The 15801-nt window shown below is 25.0% G+C and carries 22 protein-coding genes and 2 pseudogenes; 14 read left to right on the forward strand and 10 right to left on the reverse strand.

Going from position 1 to position 15801, the window contains the following annotated elements:
• Positions 1 to 25 precede the first annotated feature (25 nt).
• From AAHM78_RS12820 to AAHM78_RS12830, 3 genes are all read right to left on the reverse strand, one after another.
• Positions 26 to 208, reverse strand: a complete 183-nt coding sequence (locus AAHM78_RS12820) for a hypothetical protein (RefSeq protein ID WP_342253436.1) — start codon at positions 206 to 208, stop codon at positions 26 to 28.
• Positions 198 to 320 (reverse strand): hypothetical protein, encoded by a 123-nt coding sequence (locus AAHM78_RS12825; RefSeq protein ID WP_255495881.1) that lies wholly within the window; start codon positions 318 to 320, stop codon positions 198 to 200. Before AAHM78_RS12825 ends, AAHM78_RS12820 begins: the two co-directional genes overlap by 11 nt.
• A 135-nt stretch (positions 321 to 455) precedes the next feature.
• Entirely contained in the window at positions 456 to 944 is a 489-nt protein-coding gene (locus AAHM78_RS12830) for a hypothetical protein (RefSeq protein ID WP_342253437.1), read from the reverse strand.
• 581 nt (positions 945 to 1525) lie between these two features.
• On the opposite strand from AAHM78_RS12830, the gene AAHM78_RS12835 reads away from it, so the two are divergent.
• Positions 1526 to 1798, forward strand: coding sequence for an IS1/IS1595 family N-terminal zinc-binding domain-containing protein (locus tag AAHM78_RS12835; protein ID WP_342253438.1), 273 nt, complete (start codon positions 1526 to 1528; stop codon positions 1796 to 1798).
• Positions 1799 to 1811: 13 nt separating this feature from the next.
• On the opposite strand, the gene AAHM78_RS12840 is transcribed toward AAHM78_RS12835, so the two are convergent.
• Both AAHM78_RS12840 and AAHM78_RS12845 read right to left on the reverse strand, forming a co-directional pair.
• The gene (locus AAHM78_RS12840; RefSeq protein ID WP_342255184.1) at positions 1812 to 2186 is read right to left on the reverse strand and encodes a transposase family protein; all 375 of its coding nucleotides are present in this window, start codon (positions 2184 to 2186) and stop codon (positions 1812 to 1814) included.
• 50 nt (positions 2187 to 2236) lie between these two features.
• The gene (locus AAHM78_RS12845) at positions 2237 to 2629 is read right to left on the reverse strand and encodes a transposase family protein (RefSeq protein WP_342253439.1); all 393 of its coding nucleotides are present in this window, start codon (positions 2627 to 2629) and stop codon (positions 2237 to 2239) included.
• 290 nt (positions 2630 to 2919) lie between these two features.
• Between AAHM78_RS12845 and AAHM78_RS12855 the strand changes: the two genes are divergently transcribed.
• Positions 2920 to 3396: a hypothetical protein gene (locus tag AAHM78_RS12855; protein ID WP_342253440.1), complete on the forward strand. Its 477-nt coding sequence runs from the start codon at positions 2920 to 2922 to the stop codon at positions 3394 to 3396.
• Between the two features lie 19 nt (positions 3397 to 3415).
• Here the strand turns inward: AAHM78_RS12855 and AAHM78_RS12860 are convergent, their stop codons facing one another.
• Entirely contained in the window at positions 3416 to 4360 is a 945-nt protein-coding gene (locus AAHM78_RS12860; protein WP_342253441.1) for an IS30 family transposase, read from the reverse strand.
• A 58-nt stretch (positions 4361 to 4418) separates the two neighbouring features.
• Between AAHM78_RS12860 and AAHM78_RS12865 the strand changes: the two genes are divergently transcribed.
• Positions 4419 to 4625 (forward strand): hypothetical protein, encoded by a 207-nt coding sequence (locus AAHM78_RS12865; RefSeq protein WP_342253442.1) that lies wholly within the window; start codon positions 4419 to 4421, stop codon positions 4623 to 4625.
• Positions 4626 to 4835: 210 nt separating this feature from the next.
• Complete coding sequence (locus AAHM78_RS12870) at positions 4836 to 5795, forward strand: IS1/IS1595 family N-terminal zinc-binding domain-containing protein (protein ID WP_342253443.1); 960 nt, start codon at positions 4836 to 4838, stop codon at positions 5793 to 5795.
• Positions 5796 to 5894: 99 nt separating this feature from the next.
• Here the strand turns inward: AAHM78_RS12870 and AAHM78_RS12875 are convergent, their stop codons facing one another.
• Positions 5895 to 6110 carry a hypothetical protein gene (locus tag AAHM78_RS12875; protein ID WP_342252882.1) on the reverse strand — a complete coding sequence of 72 codons (216 nt, stop codon included), beginning with the start codon at positions 6108 to 6110 and terminating at the stop codon, positions 5895 to 5897.
• A 56-nt stretch (positions 6111 to 6166) separates the two neighbouring features.
• Between AAHM78_RS12875 and AAHM78_RS12880 the strand changes: the two genes are divergently transcribed.
• The 8 genes and pseudogenes from AAHM78_RS12880 to AAHM78_RS12915 all read left to right on the forward strand — a co-directional run bounded on the left by AAHM78_RS12880 (position 6167) and on the right by AAHM78_RS12915 (position 11188).
• Positions 6167 to 6559 carry a transposase family protein gene (locus AAHM78_RS12880; RefSeq protein WP_342253444.1) on the forward strand — a complete coding sequence of 131 codons (393 nt, stop codon included), beginning with the start codon at positions 6167 to 6169 and terminating at the stop codon, positions 6557 to 6559.
• 59 nt (positions 6560 to 6618) lie between these two features.
• Positions 6619 to 6984, forward strand: a complete 366-nt coding sequence (locus AAHM78_RS12885; protein ID WP_342255185.1) for a transposase family protein — start codon at positions 6619 to 6621, stop codon at positions 6982 to 6984.
• 35 nt (positions 6985 to 7019) lie between these two features.
• Positions 7020 to 7364, forward strand: a complete 345-nt coding sequence (locus AAHM78_RS12890) for a hypothetical protein (RefSeq protein WP_342253445.1) — start codon at positions 7020 to 7022, stop codon at positions 7362 to 7364.
• A gap of 586 nt (positions 7365 to 7950) precedes the next feature.
• The gene (locus AAHM78_RS12895) at positions 7951 to 8139 is read left to right on the forward strand and encodes a hypothetical protein (RefSeq protein WP_342253446.1); all 189 of its coding nucleotides are present in this window, start codon (positions 7951 to 7953) and stop codon (positions 8137 to 8139) included.
• Positions 8139 to 8546 (forward strand): hypothetical protein, encoded by a 408-nt coding sequence (locus AAHM78_RS12900; RefSeq protein WP_342253447.1) that lies wholly within the window; start codon positions 8139 to 8141, stop codon positions 8544 to 8546. Before AAHM78_RS12895 ends, AAHM78_RS12900 begins: the two co-directional genes overlap by 1 nt.
• Positions 8533 to 10182 (forward strand): annotated as a pseudogene (locus AAHM78_RS12905) (major capsid protein). The gene AAHM78_RS12900 and the pseudogene AAHM78_RS12905 overlap by 14 nt, the downstream one beginning before the upstream one ends.
• Positions 10183 to 10316: 134 nt before the next feature.
• Positions 10317 to 10721, forward strand: coding sequence for a hypothetical protein (locus AAHM78_RS12910; RefSeq protein ID WP_342253448.1), 405 nt, complete (start codon positions 10317 to 10319; stop codon positions 10719 to 10721).
• Between the two features lie 74 nt (positions 10722 to 10795).
• The gene (locus tag AAHM78_RS12915; RefSeq protein ID WP_342253449.1) at positions 10796 to 11188 is read left to right on the forward strand and encodes a transposase family protein; all 393 of its coding nucleotides are present in this window, start codon (positions 10796 to 10798) and stop codon (positions 11186 to 11188) included.
• Positions 11189 to 11530: 342 nt separating this feature from the next.
• Here the strand turns inward: AAHM78_RS12915 and AAHM78_RS12920 are convergent.
• Positions 11531 to 12619: pseudogene (locus tag AAHM78_RS12920) on the reverse strand (IS256 family transposase); the annotation flags it as partial.
• Positions 12620 to 12717: 98 nt separating this feature from the next.
• Between AAHM78_RS12920 and AAHM78_RS12925 the strand changes: the two are divergent.
• Positions 12718 to 13956: an IS256 family transposase gene (locus AAHM78_RS12925; protein WP_342255186.1), complete on the forward strand. Its 1239-nt coding sequence runs from the start codon at positions 12718 to 12720 to the stop codon at positions 13954 to 13956.
• Positions 13957 to 14037: 81 nt separating this feature from the next.
• On the opposite strand, the gene AAHM78_RS12930 is transcribed toward AAHM78_RS12925, so the two are convergent.
• A complete protein-coding gene (locus AAHM78_RS12930; RefSeq protein ID WP_342253451.1) occupies positions 14038 to 14997 on the reverse strand; it encodes an IS1595 family transposase in 960 nt (319 codons plus the stop codon).
• Positions 14998 to 15129: 132 nt separating this feature from the next.
• On the opposite strand from AAHM78_RS12930, the gene AAHM78_RS17175 reads away from it, so the two are divergent.
• On the forward strand, positions 15130 to 15417 hold the full coding sequence (locus AAHM78_RS17175; RefSeq protein WP_425289741.1) for a hypothetical protein: 288 nt from the start codon (positions 15130 to 15132) through the stop codon (positions 15415 to 15417).
• Here AAHM78_RS17175 and AAHM78_RS17180 read toward each other — a convergent pair.
• Complete coding sequence (locus AAHM78_RS17180) at positions 15377 to 15751, reverse strand: transposase family protein (protein ID WP_342254611.1); 375 nt, start codon at positions 15749 to 15751, stop codon at positions 15377 to 15379. The two genes, AAHM78_RS17175 and AAHM78_RS17180, sit on opposite strands and share 41 nt — an antisense overlap.
• Positions 15752 to 15801: the final 50 nt, after the last annotated feature.

Consider the following 15801-nt stretch of genomic DNA (forward strand, 5'->3'; position numbering starts at 1 on the left):
GAAAACTTTTATTTTTCATTATTTATTACACTCCTTTAAAATTTTCTAATTGTAATTCATTAATATAATGTTCTTCTAAGTAATCTCAATTATCACTTGTTAAATACATATCTTCTTCAATCATTTCATCTATACATTTATTACAATAATAACTATTATCTATTTCACTTATTCATATATATTTTTCATTATGTATATTACATTTCATTTTTTTCACCTATTAATTTATAAAAACATTTATTACAAGTTCTATTTCCATATGATGAATTTTTATGACAAATATCACATGAACCTTTAATTCTATATTCTCTACATTCCATAATTATTAATCCCTTTCTATAATTTTTAATATTTCTTGTATTTCAATATATTTTTTATTTTTAAGTAATTTTTCATTACATAAATTTTTTATTAATTCTATTTTTTCAATATTAAGTAACATAATTTATTCCTTTTTAATAATTTAAATAAAATATTTTTTCATTATGAGTTTCTATATTTTTCATTGATGTAATAATATAATTTATTGCTAAATCATTATCGTTATAAGGATTATTGATTTTAAAACTTTTCATATCTTGTTCTCATGTAATGTTATATTTAAAACATTCTTGATTTTTATCATTTTTAAAAATATAATAACCATTATATTGTTCATAAAATTCACAAGATATTAATTCATTTTCATTTGTATTAATATTTGGAATATTTTTAATATATTTTAAAATATCACTACCTTTAACACTTTCAATATCTTTTGTTATTGATTTTTTACCTAATTTATAATAAAAATCTTCAATTATTTTTAATGCTATTTTTTTATTTTTTTCATCAATAATAGTATCTTTAATAGGAAATCATGTTTCATATTCACCAATTTCTAATAACATACCTTTAGTTGTTTCTTTAATTTTATTTTTAATATCTAAATTAACATTAATCATTACAAATCCTTTCTATGTATAAGCCTTATCACCTACAGTGATAAAAGGCTTATATACTACTAACTACTTATCTACTATACGTAAGGCTTATGCTACTGTAAGTAGCAAAGCCTTGGAGGGTAGGGGTTCTAGGGGAAGGGAACCAAAAAATATCAAGTTTTAAAAGAGCATCGCAAAAATTACTATTTGCAAATTCCTATACAATAGCTTTTATAATTTTTATTAAATTTGGAATAATTAATTACTTTAATAAAGTATAGGTTTAATAAAATAATTAATTATAATTGTTCAACAATTAAAAATGAGAGTATTATCTCTCATTTAAGTTCTTATTAAATCTAACCATTAACTTTATACGCCCGAGACTTTTTCAATACCTATTTCCAAACCTAGAAAAAGAATAAAAATTCCTAAAGTAATAACTAAAAATAACATTAATGAATCAACGCCGATAATAGATAATAGTCTTTATGAAGAAATACTTAAAATTATTAATGATTCTTTTAATTTTCACAAAAAATCTTGATATTACTTTTAATTTTAAATTAAAAGTAATATTTTTATATCAGGGGTGATTTTTTGTGACTAATAATGAATTAATTGATGTTTTCAAAAACAAAAAAGATGAAGAATTTATAAAAATTATTAGACATTTTAAAAATAGAATTAAACAAATTGAGAAAAAAGAAAAATTAGATGCAATTGATAAAAAATTTAAAGAAAAAGGAATTCAATGTCCAAATTGTAAATCTTATTGATGTGTAAAAAATGGTTTTAAGAATAATAAGCAAAAATATTTATGCAAAGATTGTAAAAGTAGCTTTGATGCTTTAAGAAATCATTTTTTACATTAGACTTGGTGCAAAACTAAGGTAATTCAAAACTATATATTCCTGCTATTAAATTAAATCTTAATGCAAATCTTCCTATTTTATTGCGATATTTTAAACTTAAAATTTTAAAACGTTTTAGTTTAGCAAATACGTGTTCAATTTTAATTCTAATTTTACTTAAAGTTTTATTGTATTCTTTTTGAATTGGTGTTAATTGATTGTATTTACTTTTTTTAAATGGCAAAAATGTATTTTTATGAATATTTTGTATACCTTGATAACCTGAATCAACAAAAACTTGTTTTTCTGGATGAATAAAAGTTTTAGATTTTAGAAGCAATTTAAAATCATGAATGTTTCCAAAACAAAAAGCAGTTGAAATAATTTTTCCATTGGAAATATCAATAATTATTTGGGATTTGAGAGAATGATGTTTCTTTTTACCTGAAAAAAGTAATTTTAGTTTTTTTTAATTCTTTCAATTGGAGTTTCAGTAGCATCAATAGCTAAAAAATTATTATTAGTACCTTTATTTTTTGTTAAATCTTTTTGTCCAGGTAAATTAAAAATTCCGCTTTTTATTAAAATATTTTCAATTCAAAAAATATTACGAATGCAACTAGTATGACTAATATTAGATCTTTTTGCAATAACTCTATAACTACTATAGTCTTTTCAATATTCTAAAGTCATTAATAAACGCTCTTCAATTACAATTTTATTTTTTCTACCACCATAATATTTTTGTTTAGACTCAGCAATTTTTAAAATTTCAAGCATTTTATAAAATGTTTGTGGCTTTATGCCGACTAAACTATAAAATTCTTGATCATCTTTATATTTTTTCAACATAATAACTATCACCTTTAATATTAATAATAATCGTTAAATTGTTAAAATTAAAGGTTTTGCACCAAGTCTAATAAAACTTTAAGTAAAATTATAATTAAAATTGAACACGTATTTTCTAAACTAAAACGTTTTAAAATTTTAAGTTTAAAATATCGCAATAAAATACGAAGATTTGCATTAAGATTTAATTTAATAGCAGAAATATATAATTTTGAATTACCTTAGTTTTGCACCAAGTCTATTGAAGTCATTTATCTCATGAACAATGAGATTGAATAATTTAATTGTCATTGTTAGGTCAATCTGCTTATACTATTTCTCAATTTGCTAAAATTTCAAAAACATCAGCATGATTTAATCGTCAAAAATTTATGAAATCATCACAATTAGCAAAAACACAAAAACCATTCACAAAATTAAAAGGTAGAATTGAAATTGATGAAACTTTTATCAAAGAAATTCATAAAGGAAATTTCAAAAATCCAGATGATCCAAGAAAAAAATGAATTGAAGAAAATGCTAAAGATTTAAACTGTTGTATTGAAATGGCAATTGATGAAAATAAAAATATTTATGCTCAAACAACAAATACTAAAAAATTAACAAAAAAATTAGTACAAGAAAATTTAACATCTAAGCTTATCGAAGAAAAATCAATTATAGTTTGTGATATGCAAATACTATATGATACAGTAGCTAAACAAACAAAATGTACTCTCAAGAAATTTAAATCAAAAGAAAATAAAGAATTAAATCCTGAGTTGTAAATATAAATGGGACAGTTTTTTAAAATAATTGTATTAAATCTATTGGTCTTTTATAAGAGAGCGATTTTCTGGGTGTAGAATTAATTTGAAATGCTATAAAATTTAAATATTTTTGTTTATATGAAGATAGATCTGTAGATTTTGGTAAATATCTTCTTAAAATACCATTATTATTTTCATTTAAACCCCTTTGGCAAGGTTTACCAGGATCTGCAAAATAAATTTGGACATTACAAATTTTTTCGATTAATCTTCATTTACTAAATTCTTTACCACGATCAAAAGTAATGGTTTTAACTGTTCCTTTTTGTAACTTTGAAATACATTTTATTATACTTTTCGTAATATTTTCTGATTTATGATTTTTAGTTACTAAAGGAATTGTGGTTTTTGATCATATATCAGCCAAAGTAATAATAGAACTTTTATGATCTTTGCCAATGATAGTATCACCTTCTAAATGACCAAATTCTTGTATATTTTTAATATTAGGAATGATTAAATTTCTTTCATGAATAGACTTACAATTATTAATTTTGCCCCTAGTTTCTTTTTGTTTGTGAGATTTATTTTTGCCTTTTCTCAATAAGTTATTTTCATCAAAACCCATTCGATTTGTTTTAAACATGTTATATAAAGTTTTTGTTGAAATACTTTTTATTTTATTTTCCTTTAAACAGTTAGCAATTATATCAAGAGCATACTTTTTAGTAATTAACAAATGATTAATACTATTAATTTCTGTTAAATTTAAAATTATTAATTTTCTGCCTGCATTTTGTTTATTTTTTTGAAATTGATTCAATATTTCTAATGGCAATAAGTTTTTATTTAATAATCTACAAACTCTATGTACAGTTGATTTACTATAATCAACAATTTTTGCTATTTTACGAATCGAAAATCCATAATTTTTATATTCTTTTATTGCTATTATTGATTCAATACTCAGATACTTATACATTGCGCTAATTCCTTTCTTTTCTTAATTATAGAACTAACACAATTTAATTTTTATATAAGTGTCCTTTTTAATTTTACAATTAAAGAATTATAAAAATTTAAGTAATATCAGTAAAATACAATCAAGTTTAAAAGAATTTATTACTCATTATCATGGCATTGGATTTACCAATATTCAAAATTACCTCAATTTATGAAAATTTAAATACCAACATTATAAAATATCACCTTATGCAAAATCTGAAGCATTATATTTCGGTTTGTAAAAAAAAATAAATCACAAAATTAAATAAAATCAAATTTTAGGCCAGGTTGATGATTTTTTTTATTTCATCAAGAGTTTTTTCGAAAATTAAAAAATGATTGTGGAAAAGAGTTCGAAAGACTAAAAAATTCTTTTAATTTTCACAAAAAATCTTGATATTACTTTTAATTTAAAATTAAAAGTAATATTTTTATATCAGGGGTGATTTTTTGTGACTAATAACGAATTAATTGATGTTTTAAAAAACAAAAAAGATGAAGAATTTATAAAAATTATTAGACATTTTAAAAATAGAATTAAACAAATTGAGAAAAAAGAAAAATTAGATGCAATTGATAAAAAATTTAAAGAAAAAGGAATTCAATGTCCAAATTGTCAATCTTATTGATGTGTAAAAAATGGTTTTAAGAATAATAAGCAAAAATATTTATGCAAAGATTGTAAAAGTAGCTTTGATGCTTTAAGAAATCATTTTTTACATTGAAGTCATTTATCTCATGAACAATGAGATTGAATAATTTGATTGTCATTGTTAGGTCAATCTGTTTATACTATTTCTCAATTTGCTAAAATTTCAAAAACATCAGCATGATTTAATCGTCAAAAATTTATGAAATCATCACAATTAGCAAAAACACAAAAACCATTCACAAAATTAAAAGGTAGAATTGAAATTGATGAAACTTTTATCAAAGAAATTCATAAAGGAAATTTCAAAAATCCAGATGATCCAAGAAAAAAATGAATTGAAGAAAATGCTAAAGATTTAAACTGTTGTATTGAAATGGCAATTGATGAAAATAAAAATATTTATGCTCAAACAACAAATACTAAAAGATTAACAAAAAAATGAGTACAAGAAAATTCAACATCTAAGCTTATCGAAGAAAAATCAATTATAGTTTGTGATATGCAAATACTATATGATACAGTAGCTAAACAAAAAAAATGTACTCTCAAGAAATTTAAATCAAAAGAAAATAAAGAATTAAATTATAAAAATTTAAGTAATATCAGTAAAATACAATCAAGTTTAAAAGAATTTATTACTCATTATCATGGCATTGGATTTACCAATATTCAAAATTACCTCAATTTATGAAAATTTAAATACCAACATTATAAAATATCACCTTATGCAAAATCTGAAGCATTATATTTCAGTTTGTAAAAAAAATAAATCCCAAAATTAAATAAAATCAAATTTTAGGCCAGGTTGATGATTTTTTTTATTTCATCAAGAGTTTTTTTGAAAATTAAAAAAAAATTCTTATCAAAAAAATCAAGAAGAAGACTTTCGTAATAACATATTATTTGTTATTAACAGTCATTTTAATGGAACAGCAACTGGTGAAACCTTTAATGTTTCTGGAAAAACAGATATATTATTAAGATATGATAACTCTAATGTTTTTATTGCAGAATGTAAAATATGAAGTGGTATTTCTCATTTTAAAAAAGCTATTGATCAATAGACTTGGTGCAAAACCTTTAATTTTAACAATTTAACGATTATTATTAATATTAAAGGTGATAGTTATTATGTTGAAAAAATATAAAGATGATCAAGAATTTTATAGTTTAGTCGGCATAAAGCCACAAACATTTTATAAAATGCTTGAAATTTTAAAAATTGCTGAGTCTAAACAAAAATATTATGGTGGTAGAAAAAATAAAATTGTAATTGAAGAGCGTTTATTAATGACTTTAGAATATTGAAAAGACTATAGTAATTATAGAGTTATTGCAAAAAGATATAATATTAGTCATACTAGTTGCATTCGTAATATTTTTTGAATTGAAAATATTTTAATAAAAAGCGGAATTTTTAATTTACCTGGAAAAAAAGATTTAACAAAAAATAAAGGTACTAATAATAATTTGTTAGCTATTGATGCTACTGAAACTCCAATTGAAAGAATTAAAAAAAACTAAAATTACTTTTTTCAGGTAAAAAGAAACATCATTCTCTCAAATCCCAAATAATTATTGATATTTCCAATGGAAAAATTATTTCAACTGCTTTTCGTTTTGGAAGCATTCATGATTTTAAATTGCTTCTAAAATCTAAAACTTTTATTCATCCAGAAAAACAATTTTTTGTTGATTCAGGTTATCAAGGTATACAAAATATTCATAAAAATACATTTTTGCCATTTAAAAAAAGTAAATACAATCAATTAACACCAATTCAAAAAGAATACAATAAAACTTTAAGTAAAATTAGAATTAAAATTGAACACGTATTTGCTAAACTAAAACGTTTTAAAATTTTAAGTTTAAAATATCGCAATAAAATACGAAGATTTGCATTAAGATTTAATTTAATAGCAGGAATATATAATTTTGAATTACCTTAGTTTTGCGCCAAGTCTATTAAAAAAATTAACCAAAATTGATTACAAAAAAAAATGACATTGAGCCAGAAAAACTCACAATGTCAAAAGGTATCGGTTTAAAATTTTTCGAAGAAAACTGAGAAACAATTTACAAATACGATTACATTCCTACCGAAGACAGAAACTTCAAACCTCCCAAATATTATGACAGAAAACTAAAAGAAATCAATCCAGAACTATTAGAAGAAATAAAAAAACATAGAAGAGAAATATTTACACAAAATATAGAAAATGAAATAAATTCTCAACAAACACTACTAACAGAAATCACGGGAAATAAACAAAGACGTCTTCATAAAAACGTAAAAAAAATTTCTCAACCATTGAGAAACAAAAACTAAATATTTGAAACTAAATATAATTCTGCTATGATTAAAATCATAAAATAAAATATCGCATTATGGATGAAGCCGTCGAAAACTCGAACCATAATGCATTAATCATTATATATAATTATTGTGATTAATAAAAGACAAGTGCTTCCCAACACTTGTCTTTTTTATTTTCTACCATTGAAAGTAGGTGAAACAATGAGACGCAAACACATTAAAATGACTAGAAAACACAGAAGACACTTTAAAAACACCGTAACAAGAACAAGAATAGCAAATACAAGACCAACACTAAAACGCGGAGGTCATAGAGCATAATGCAAGACTACCGAAAAATAAATATAAACATAGAATGATTTAATAATCCAAAACAAGAAATAATAACAATCAAATGTAAAACAATATCACTACTAACAAAAAATGAAGACATAATCTGTTACCTACTAACACTAAATTTATATCCAAAATTCCAACCAAATAAAACACACTACAGTTATATATTAGAAAATAGACAAACAGGATATCTAATAATTTGTGGTAACAACTATGAAACAATTGGTCACACACAATTCAAATTCATAAAAGGAGAATAAAAATGCAATGAAAAGAAATTCTACAAATCATCATCACTATCGCAAGCACCGTATCTGCGGTTGCAAGCACAATATTACACAAACATTTCACAAAATCAAAAGACGAAAAAAACACTAAAAAACTAAACAAAATCAATAAAAAACAATCAAAATTAGAAAACAAATTAAATAAAATTAAGGAGTTAAAATAATGAAATTCCACACTCAATATAATAATAAAAGAACACAAACTAACGCAGGTAAAGAAGAATTTGAAGAATACCAAAGAATACAAAACAAACACACAAAAGAATGAACACTAAAAGCAATAGGAAAAAGAAATATATATAACGAAATACAAGAAACAGGTATAGGAACAAGTTTAAAAGAAATGATAACAAAATACCAAAACGATGAAATAGAACAACTAGGAAATAATCAAAACAATTACATAGATACAACAACAATACCTGAAAACAAAATAGACTTTGAAGAACACATAAAAAACCTTGAACAACAAATAAATGAAACTAAAAACAAAATTAAAGAACAAGAAATAATAACAAAACAAATCTACGAAAAAGCACAAAAGGAGCAAACGGAAAATGAGAAAAAATAAATTAGTATATAGTTTTGAAAACACAATAGGTTCTCATCCTAAACACTCAAAATTTTTCAGAAATCACGAACATAAAACAACAATGAATGCAAGTGATTTAATACCAATATTTATAGACGAAGTATTACCTGGTGACACATTCAAACTAACAACAAAAGCAGTTATTAGACAAACAACTTTAATAAAACCAGTAATGGATAACTCATATATCGACATCTCATACTACTTCATTCCAAACCATCTAGTTATGGACGACTGAAAAAAATTCATGGGTGAAAATACAGAAGGAGCGTGAGCAGTACAAACAAAACCAACAATACCACAAATAACAGCACCAACAGGTGGATGAGAAATCGGAACAATAGCAGACTATATGGGAATACCAACAGGAATATCAAATCTATCAGTATCAGCATTACCATTTAGAGCATACGCATTAATATATAACGAATGATACAGAGACCAAAATCTACAACAAGAAGCACACTTAGATAAAGGTAATGCAACTAAAACAGGAACAAATGGTAAAAACTACATAACAGACTTAGAATGCGGAGGAATGCCAGCCAAAGCCGGTAAATACCATGACTACTTTACAAGCGCATTACCAGCACCACAAAAAGGACAACCAATAACAATACCAATAGGACAACTTGCACCTATCCAAACAGGTGACGCATATGAAATTAAAAATAAACAACCAATGACATTCAAACCAACAAACACAACATTAGCAGACGGAAATATAAATTTAGGAGCTAACGTTAAAAACAATATTGCAACAACAAGAGCAAACGGAACAAGTGGAACAATAAGTACAGCAGAACTTGCACCAAACAACCTATACGCAGATTTAAGACAAGCAACATCAATTACTATAAACGAACTAAGAGAAGCCATAACAATGCAACAATTATTAGAACTAGACGCACGTGGTGGAACAAGATACATTGAAATGCTTAAATCACACTTTGGAGTAAACAGCAGTGACGCAAGACAACAAAGACCAGAATACTTAGGTGGAATACATCAACCTTTAACAGTACAACAAGTACCACAAACAAACTCAACAGACGCAACAACACCGCAAGCCAATCTAGCAGCATTCGGACACAGTGGCTTAGAAAACCGTTCATTCAAAAAACCATTCACAGAACACGGTCATATCATTGGAATAGCCACAATAAGATATAATCATACATATCAACAAGGTTTAGAAAAAATGTGAAGTAGAAAAGACAGAGAAGACTTCGATGACCCAATTTTCGCAAACATTGGAGAACAATCAATATTAAATAAAGAAATCTTTGCCCAAGGAACAGACAAAGATTCAGAAACTTTTGGATATCAAGAACCATGAGCAGAATATAGATATAAACACAACAAAGTTAGTGGAAAATTCAGAAGCAAAGCGAAAGACCCACTAGACATCTGACACTATGGAGATGTCTATAAATAATTACCTAAATTAAGTTCAGAATGAATTCAAGAAGACCAAAGCAATATAGACCGAACATTAGCAATCAAATCCACAGGAGAAAACGCCGAACCACAATATCAATGCGACTTTTTCTTCAAAAACGAAATTGAAAGACCAATGCCTACATATAGTATACCGGGTTTACACAAAATCTAGAAAGAAGATAAATATGGCATTAATAATAATATTATCAATACTATCAATACCAACAATAGTAGGATTACTAATAGCAATACTAGTAGTCCTACTAAAAATAAAAAATATCTTAAAAAACAAAGGAGATAAATAAAATGGGATTCGGACAATTTTTTGACGACGTAGGAAACTTTTTCGGAGATATAACAGGAACAGGTGACAGTTCAGCACGAGTACAAAATCAAATGAACAGAGAGTTTGAAGAACGTATGTCTAACACGGCCATACAGCGACGCACGGCCGACATGAAAGCCGCCGGAATAAATCCCATACTCGCCGCAGGCGACGGCGCGAGTACGCCCGCGGGAAATGCTGGCGCTGGTGGTCAAGGAGCCGGCGCATTCATTCACCAAACAGGAAACGCAATAGGACACACAGCAAAAACATTAGGAAAATACTTCTCACATCCATACGGCAACGCAGCCAAACAAATAGAACAAAACTATGGAAAAAAAGTATTACAAAATATCATAACTAACGCTGCAAAAGCGCTAGCTTAAACAATAGACTTGGTGCAAAACCTTTAATTTTAACAATTTAACGATTATTATTAATATTAAAGGTGATAGTTATTATGTTGAAAAAATATAAAGATGATCAAGAATTTTATAGTTTAGTCGGCATAAAGCCACAAACATTTTATAAAATGTTTGAAATTTTAAAAATTGCTGAGTCTAAACAAAAATATTATGGTGGTAGAAAAAATAAAATTGTAATTGAAGAGTGTTTATTAATGACTTTAGAATATTGAAAAGACTATAGTAGTTATAGAGTTATTGCAAAAAGATATAATATTAGTCATACTAGTTGCATTCGTAATATTTTTTGAATTGAAAATATTTTAATAAAAAGCGGAATTTTTAATTTACCTGGAAAAAAAGATTTAACAAAAAATAAAGGTACTAATAATAATTTGTTAGCTATTGATGCTACTGAAACTCCAATTGAAAGAATTAAAAAAAACTAAAATTACTTTTTTCAGGTAAAAAGAAACATCATTCTCTCAAATCCCAAATAATTATTGATATTTCCAATGGAAAAATTATTTTAATTTTCAAAAAAACTCTTGATGAAATAAAAAAAATCATCAACCTGGCCTAAAATTTGATTTTATTTAATTTTGGGATTTATTTTTTTTACAAACCGAAACATAATGCTTCAGATTTTGCATAAGGTGATATTTTATAATGTTGGTATTTAAATTTTCATAAATTGAGGTAATTTTGAATATTGGTAAATCAAATGCCATGATAATGAGTAATAAATTCGAGGCTTTTATGTAATCTGTGTATCTTTGTTTTACAAGGTACTAGTTTAGATTAATTCTGTCTTCAAATTTTATCATAAAATGAGCAATTGCTGTATTTCAATTTTGAATAGGCATTGTTCATTTTTTTGTTATATTTTCAATTGCTAAGTAAAATATTTTAAAAACTGCCATATCGTTAGGAAAAACTTTTTTATTTCTAATAACTTTTCGTAATTGACTATTAACAGATTCAATAGCATTTGTAGTATAAATTACTCTTTTAATTTCTGGTGGATAACTAATAAAAACCATTAAATTATCTCAATTTTTATATCAAGATTTAGTAATTTGAGGATATTGTTTATTTCATTTATTTTCAAAAGATTCTAAAGCTTGCATTGCTTGTTCTTCACTACATGCACTATAAATTGGTTTTAAATCTGTAACTAGAGATTTTCGATGTTTGTATGAAACATATTTTAAACTATTTCTAATTTGATGAACTATGCATAATTGATGTTCGGTTTTAGGATAAACTGATTGTATTGCTTCTGACATGCCTGTTAAATTATCACTACAAGCAATAAGAATATCATTTAAGCCTCGATTTTTCATTTCTGTAAAATTAGATAATCAAAATTTAGAACCTTCATTTTCACTAATTCATAAACCTAAAACATCTTTTTTACCTTCTAAATCAACTCCTAGTGCTATATAAACTGATTTGTTAATAATCCGTTTATCTTGTCGTACTTTAACTACTATACAATCAAAATAAACAATCGGATAAATACTTTCTAATGGCCGATTTTGCCATGCTTTGACATCATCAATAACATCATCAGTAATTTGACTAATAACACTTTCACTAATATCTGAACCATGATATAACTCTCGCAATCGCGTTCTAATATCTGATAATGTCATACCTTTTGCATATAGTGAAAGAACTTGTTGATCAAAACCATCAAATCTTCTTTGTCTTTTTGGCACTATTACAAGAGTAAAATTACTATTACGATCTCGTGGTACATCGATCTCAATTTTACCTTCTTGAGTTATTAATTTTTTTGAAGTTATGCCATTACGAGCATTTTCACTATTACTATGTTGATTTTTTTCATATCCTAAATAATTTTGCATTTCAGAATTCGGTAATGTTTATTAATCTCTGTAACTTACAAAAATAACTATGTTTAATTAATTCTAGTAAATATAATTAAATGACTAGAAAGAGTGAGTTACAAATGGTTAAAAAACAAAACATTAATAATAATGATCCAATATCACAAGCAGTAGATTTATTACTAGAAAATACTGAAGATTTAACAACAGTTTTTAAAGAAGGAGGTTTATATAAAGAATTAACAAAAAGATTAGTGGAAAAAATGTTGAATTCTGAAATGCAAAATTATTTAGGATATGAAAAAAATCAACATAGTAATAGTGAAAATGCTCGTAATGGCATAACTTCAAAAAAATTAATAACTCAAGAAGGTAAAATTGAGATCGATGTACCACGAGATCGTAATAGTAATTTTACTCTTGTAATAGTGCCAAAAAGACAAAGAAGATTTGATGGTTTTGATCAACAAGTTCTTTCACTATATGCAAAAGGTATGACATTATCAGATATTAGAACGCGATTGCAAGAGTTATATCATGGTGCAGATATTAGTGAAAGTGTTATTAGTCAAATTACTGATGATGTTATTGATGATGTCAAAGCATGGCAAAATCGGCCATTAGAAAGTATTTATCCGATTGTTTATTTTGATTGTATAGTAGTTAAAGTACGACAAGATAAACGGATTATTAACAAATCAGTTTATATAGCACTAGGAGTTGATTTAGAAGGTAAAAAAGATGTTTTAGGTTTATGAATTAGTGAAAATGAAGGTTCTAAATTTTGATTATCTAATTTTACAGAAATGAAAAATCGAGGCTTAAATGATATTCTTATTGCTTGTAGTGATAATTTAACAGGCATGTCAGAAGCAATACAATCAGTTTATCCTAAAACCGAACATCAATTATGCATAGTTCATCAAATTAGAAATAGTTTAAAATATGTTTCATACAAACATCGAAAATCTCTAGTTACAGATTTAAAACCAATTTATAGTGCATGTAGTGAAGAACAAGCAATGCAATCTTTAGAATCGTTTGAAAATAAATGAAATAAACAATATCCTCAAATTACTAAATCTTGATATAAAAATTGAGATAATTTAATGGTTTTTATTAGTTATCCACCAGAAATTAAAAGAGTAATTTATACTACAAATGCTATTGAATCTGTTAATAGTCAATTACGAAAAGTTATTAGAAATAAAAAAGTTTTTCCTAACGATATGGCAGTTTTCAAAATATTTTACTTAGCAATTGAAAATATAACAAAAAAATGAACAATGCCTATTCAAAATTGAAATACAGCAATTGCTCATTTTATGATAAAATTTGAAGACAGAATTAATCTAAACTAGTACCTTGTAAAACAAAGATACACAGATTACATAAAAGCCTCCCTAAAATTTGATTTTATTTAATTTTGGGATTTATTTTTTTTACAAACTGAAATATAATGCTTCAGATTTTGCATAAGGTGATATTTTATAATGTTGGTATTTAAATTTTCATCAATTGAGGTAATTTTGAATATTGGTAAATCCAATGCCATGATAATGAGTAATAAATTCTTTTAAACTTGATTGTATTTTACTGATATTACTTAAATTTTTATAATTTAATTCTTTATTTTCTTTTGATTTAAATTTCTTGAGAATACATTTTGTTTGTTTAGCTACTGTATCATATAGTATTTGCATATCACAAACTATAATTGATTTTTCTTCGATAAGCTTAGATGTTAAATTTTCTTGTACTCATTTTTTTGTTAATCTTTTAGTATTTGTTGTTTGAGCATAAATATTTTTATTTTCATCAATTGCCATTTCAATACAACAGTTTAAATCTTTAGCATTTTCTTCAATTCATTTTTTTCTTGGATCATCTGGATTTTTGAAATTTCCTTTATGAATTTCTTTGATAAAAGTTTCATCAATTTCAATTCTACCTTTTAATTTTGTGAATGGTTTTTGTGTTTTTGCTAATTGTGATGATTTCATAAATTTTTGACGATTAAATCATGCTGATGTTTTTGAAATTTTAGCAAATTGAGAAATAATATAAGCAGATTGACCTAACAATGACAATCAAATTATTCAATCTCATTGTTCATGAGAAAAATGACTTCAATGTAAAAAATGATTTCTTAAAGCATCAAAGCTACTTTTACAATCTTTGCATAAATATTTTTGCTTATTATTCTTAAAAACATTTTTTACACATCAATAAGATTTACAATTTGGACATTGCATTCCTTTTTCTTTAAATTTTTTATCAATTGCATCTAATTTTTCTTTTTTCTCAATTTGTTTAATTCTATTTTTAAAATGTCTAATAATTGTTATAAATTCTTCATCTTTTTTGTTTTTTAAAACATCAATTAATTCATTATTAGTCACAAAAAATCACCCCTGATATAAAAATATTACTTTTAATTTAAAATTAAAAGTAATATCAAGATTTTTTGTGAAAATTAAAAGAAAAATGTTGATAAAGTTGTTACTTTTAGCGAAGAAGAAATTGCGCAAGCAATGTTATTTTTATTAGAAAAATGTAAAATTGTAACTGAAGGTAGTGGCGCTGTTAGTGTTGCTGCTATTCTTTCTGGTAAATTAGATAAAATCATCGGTAAAGATAAAAATGTTGTTTGTGTAATTAGTGGTGGTAATGTTGATATTACTACATTAGGAACAATTATTAATAGTGCCTTAATTAGTTCACATCGACGAGTTCCTTTTTCAGTTAACGGTAAAATTAATAATAAGACTTGGTGCAAAACTAAGGTAATTCAAAATTATATATTCCTGCTATTAAATTAAATCTTAATGCAAATCTTCGTATTTTATTGCGATATTTTAAACTTAAAATTTTAAAACGTTTTAGTTTAGCAAATACGTGTTCAATTTTAATTCTAATTTTACTTAAAGTTTTATTGTATTCTTTTTGAATTGGTGTTAATTGATTGTATTTACTTTTTTTAAATGGCAAAAATGTATTTTTATGAATATTTTGTATACCTTGATAACCTGAATCAACAAAAACTTGTTTTTCTGGATGAATAAAAGTTTTAGATTTTAGAAGCAATTTAAAATCATGAATGCTTCCAAAACAAAAAGCAGTTGAAATAATTTTTCCATTGGAAATATCAATAATTATTTGGGATTTGAGAGAATGATGTTTCTTTTTACCTGAAAAAAGTAATT

The sequence above is a fragment of the Spiroplasma endosymbiont of Zeiraphera isertana genome (genome assembly GCF_964030805.1).
GTDB lineage: Bacteria > Bacillota_I > Bacilli_A > Mycoplasmatales > VBWQ01 > Spiroplasma_E.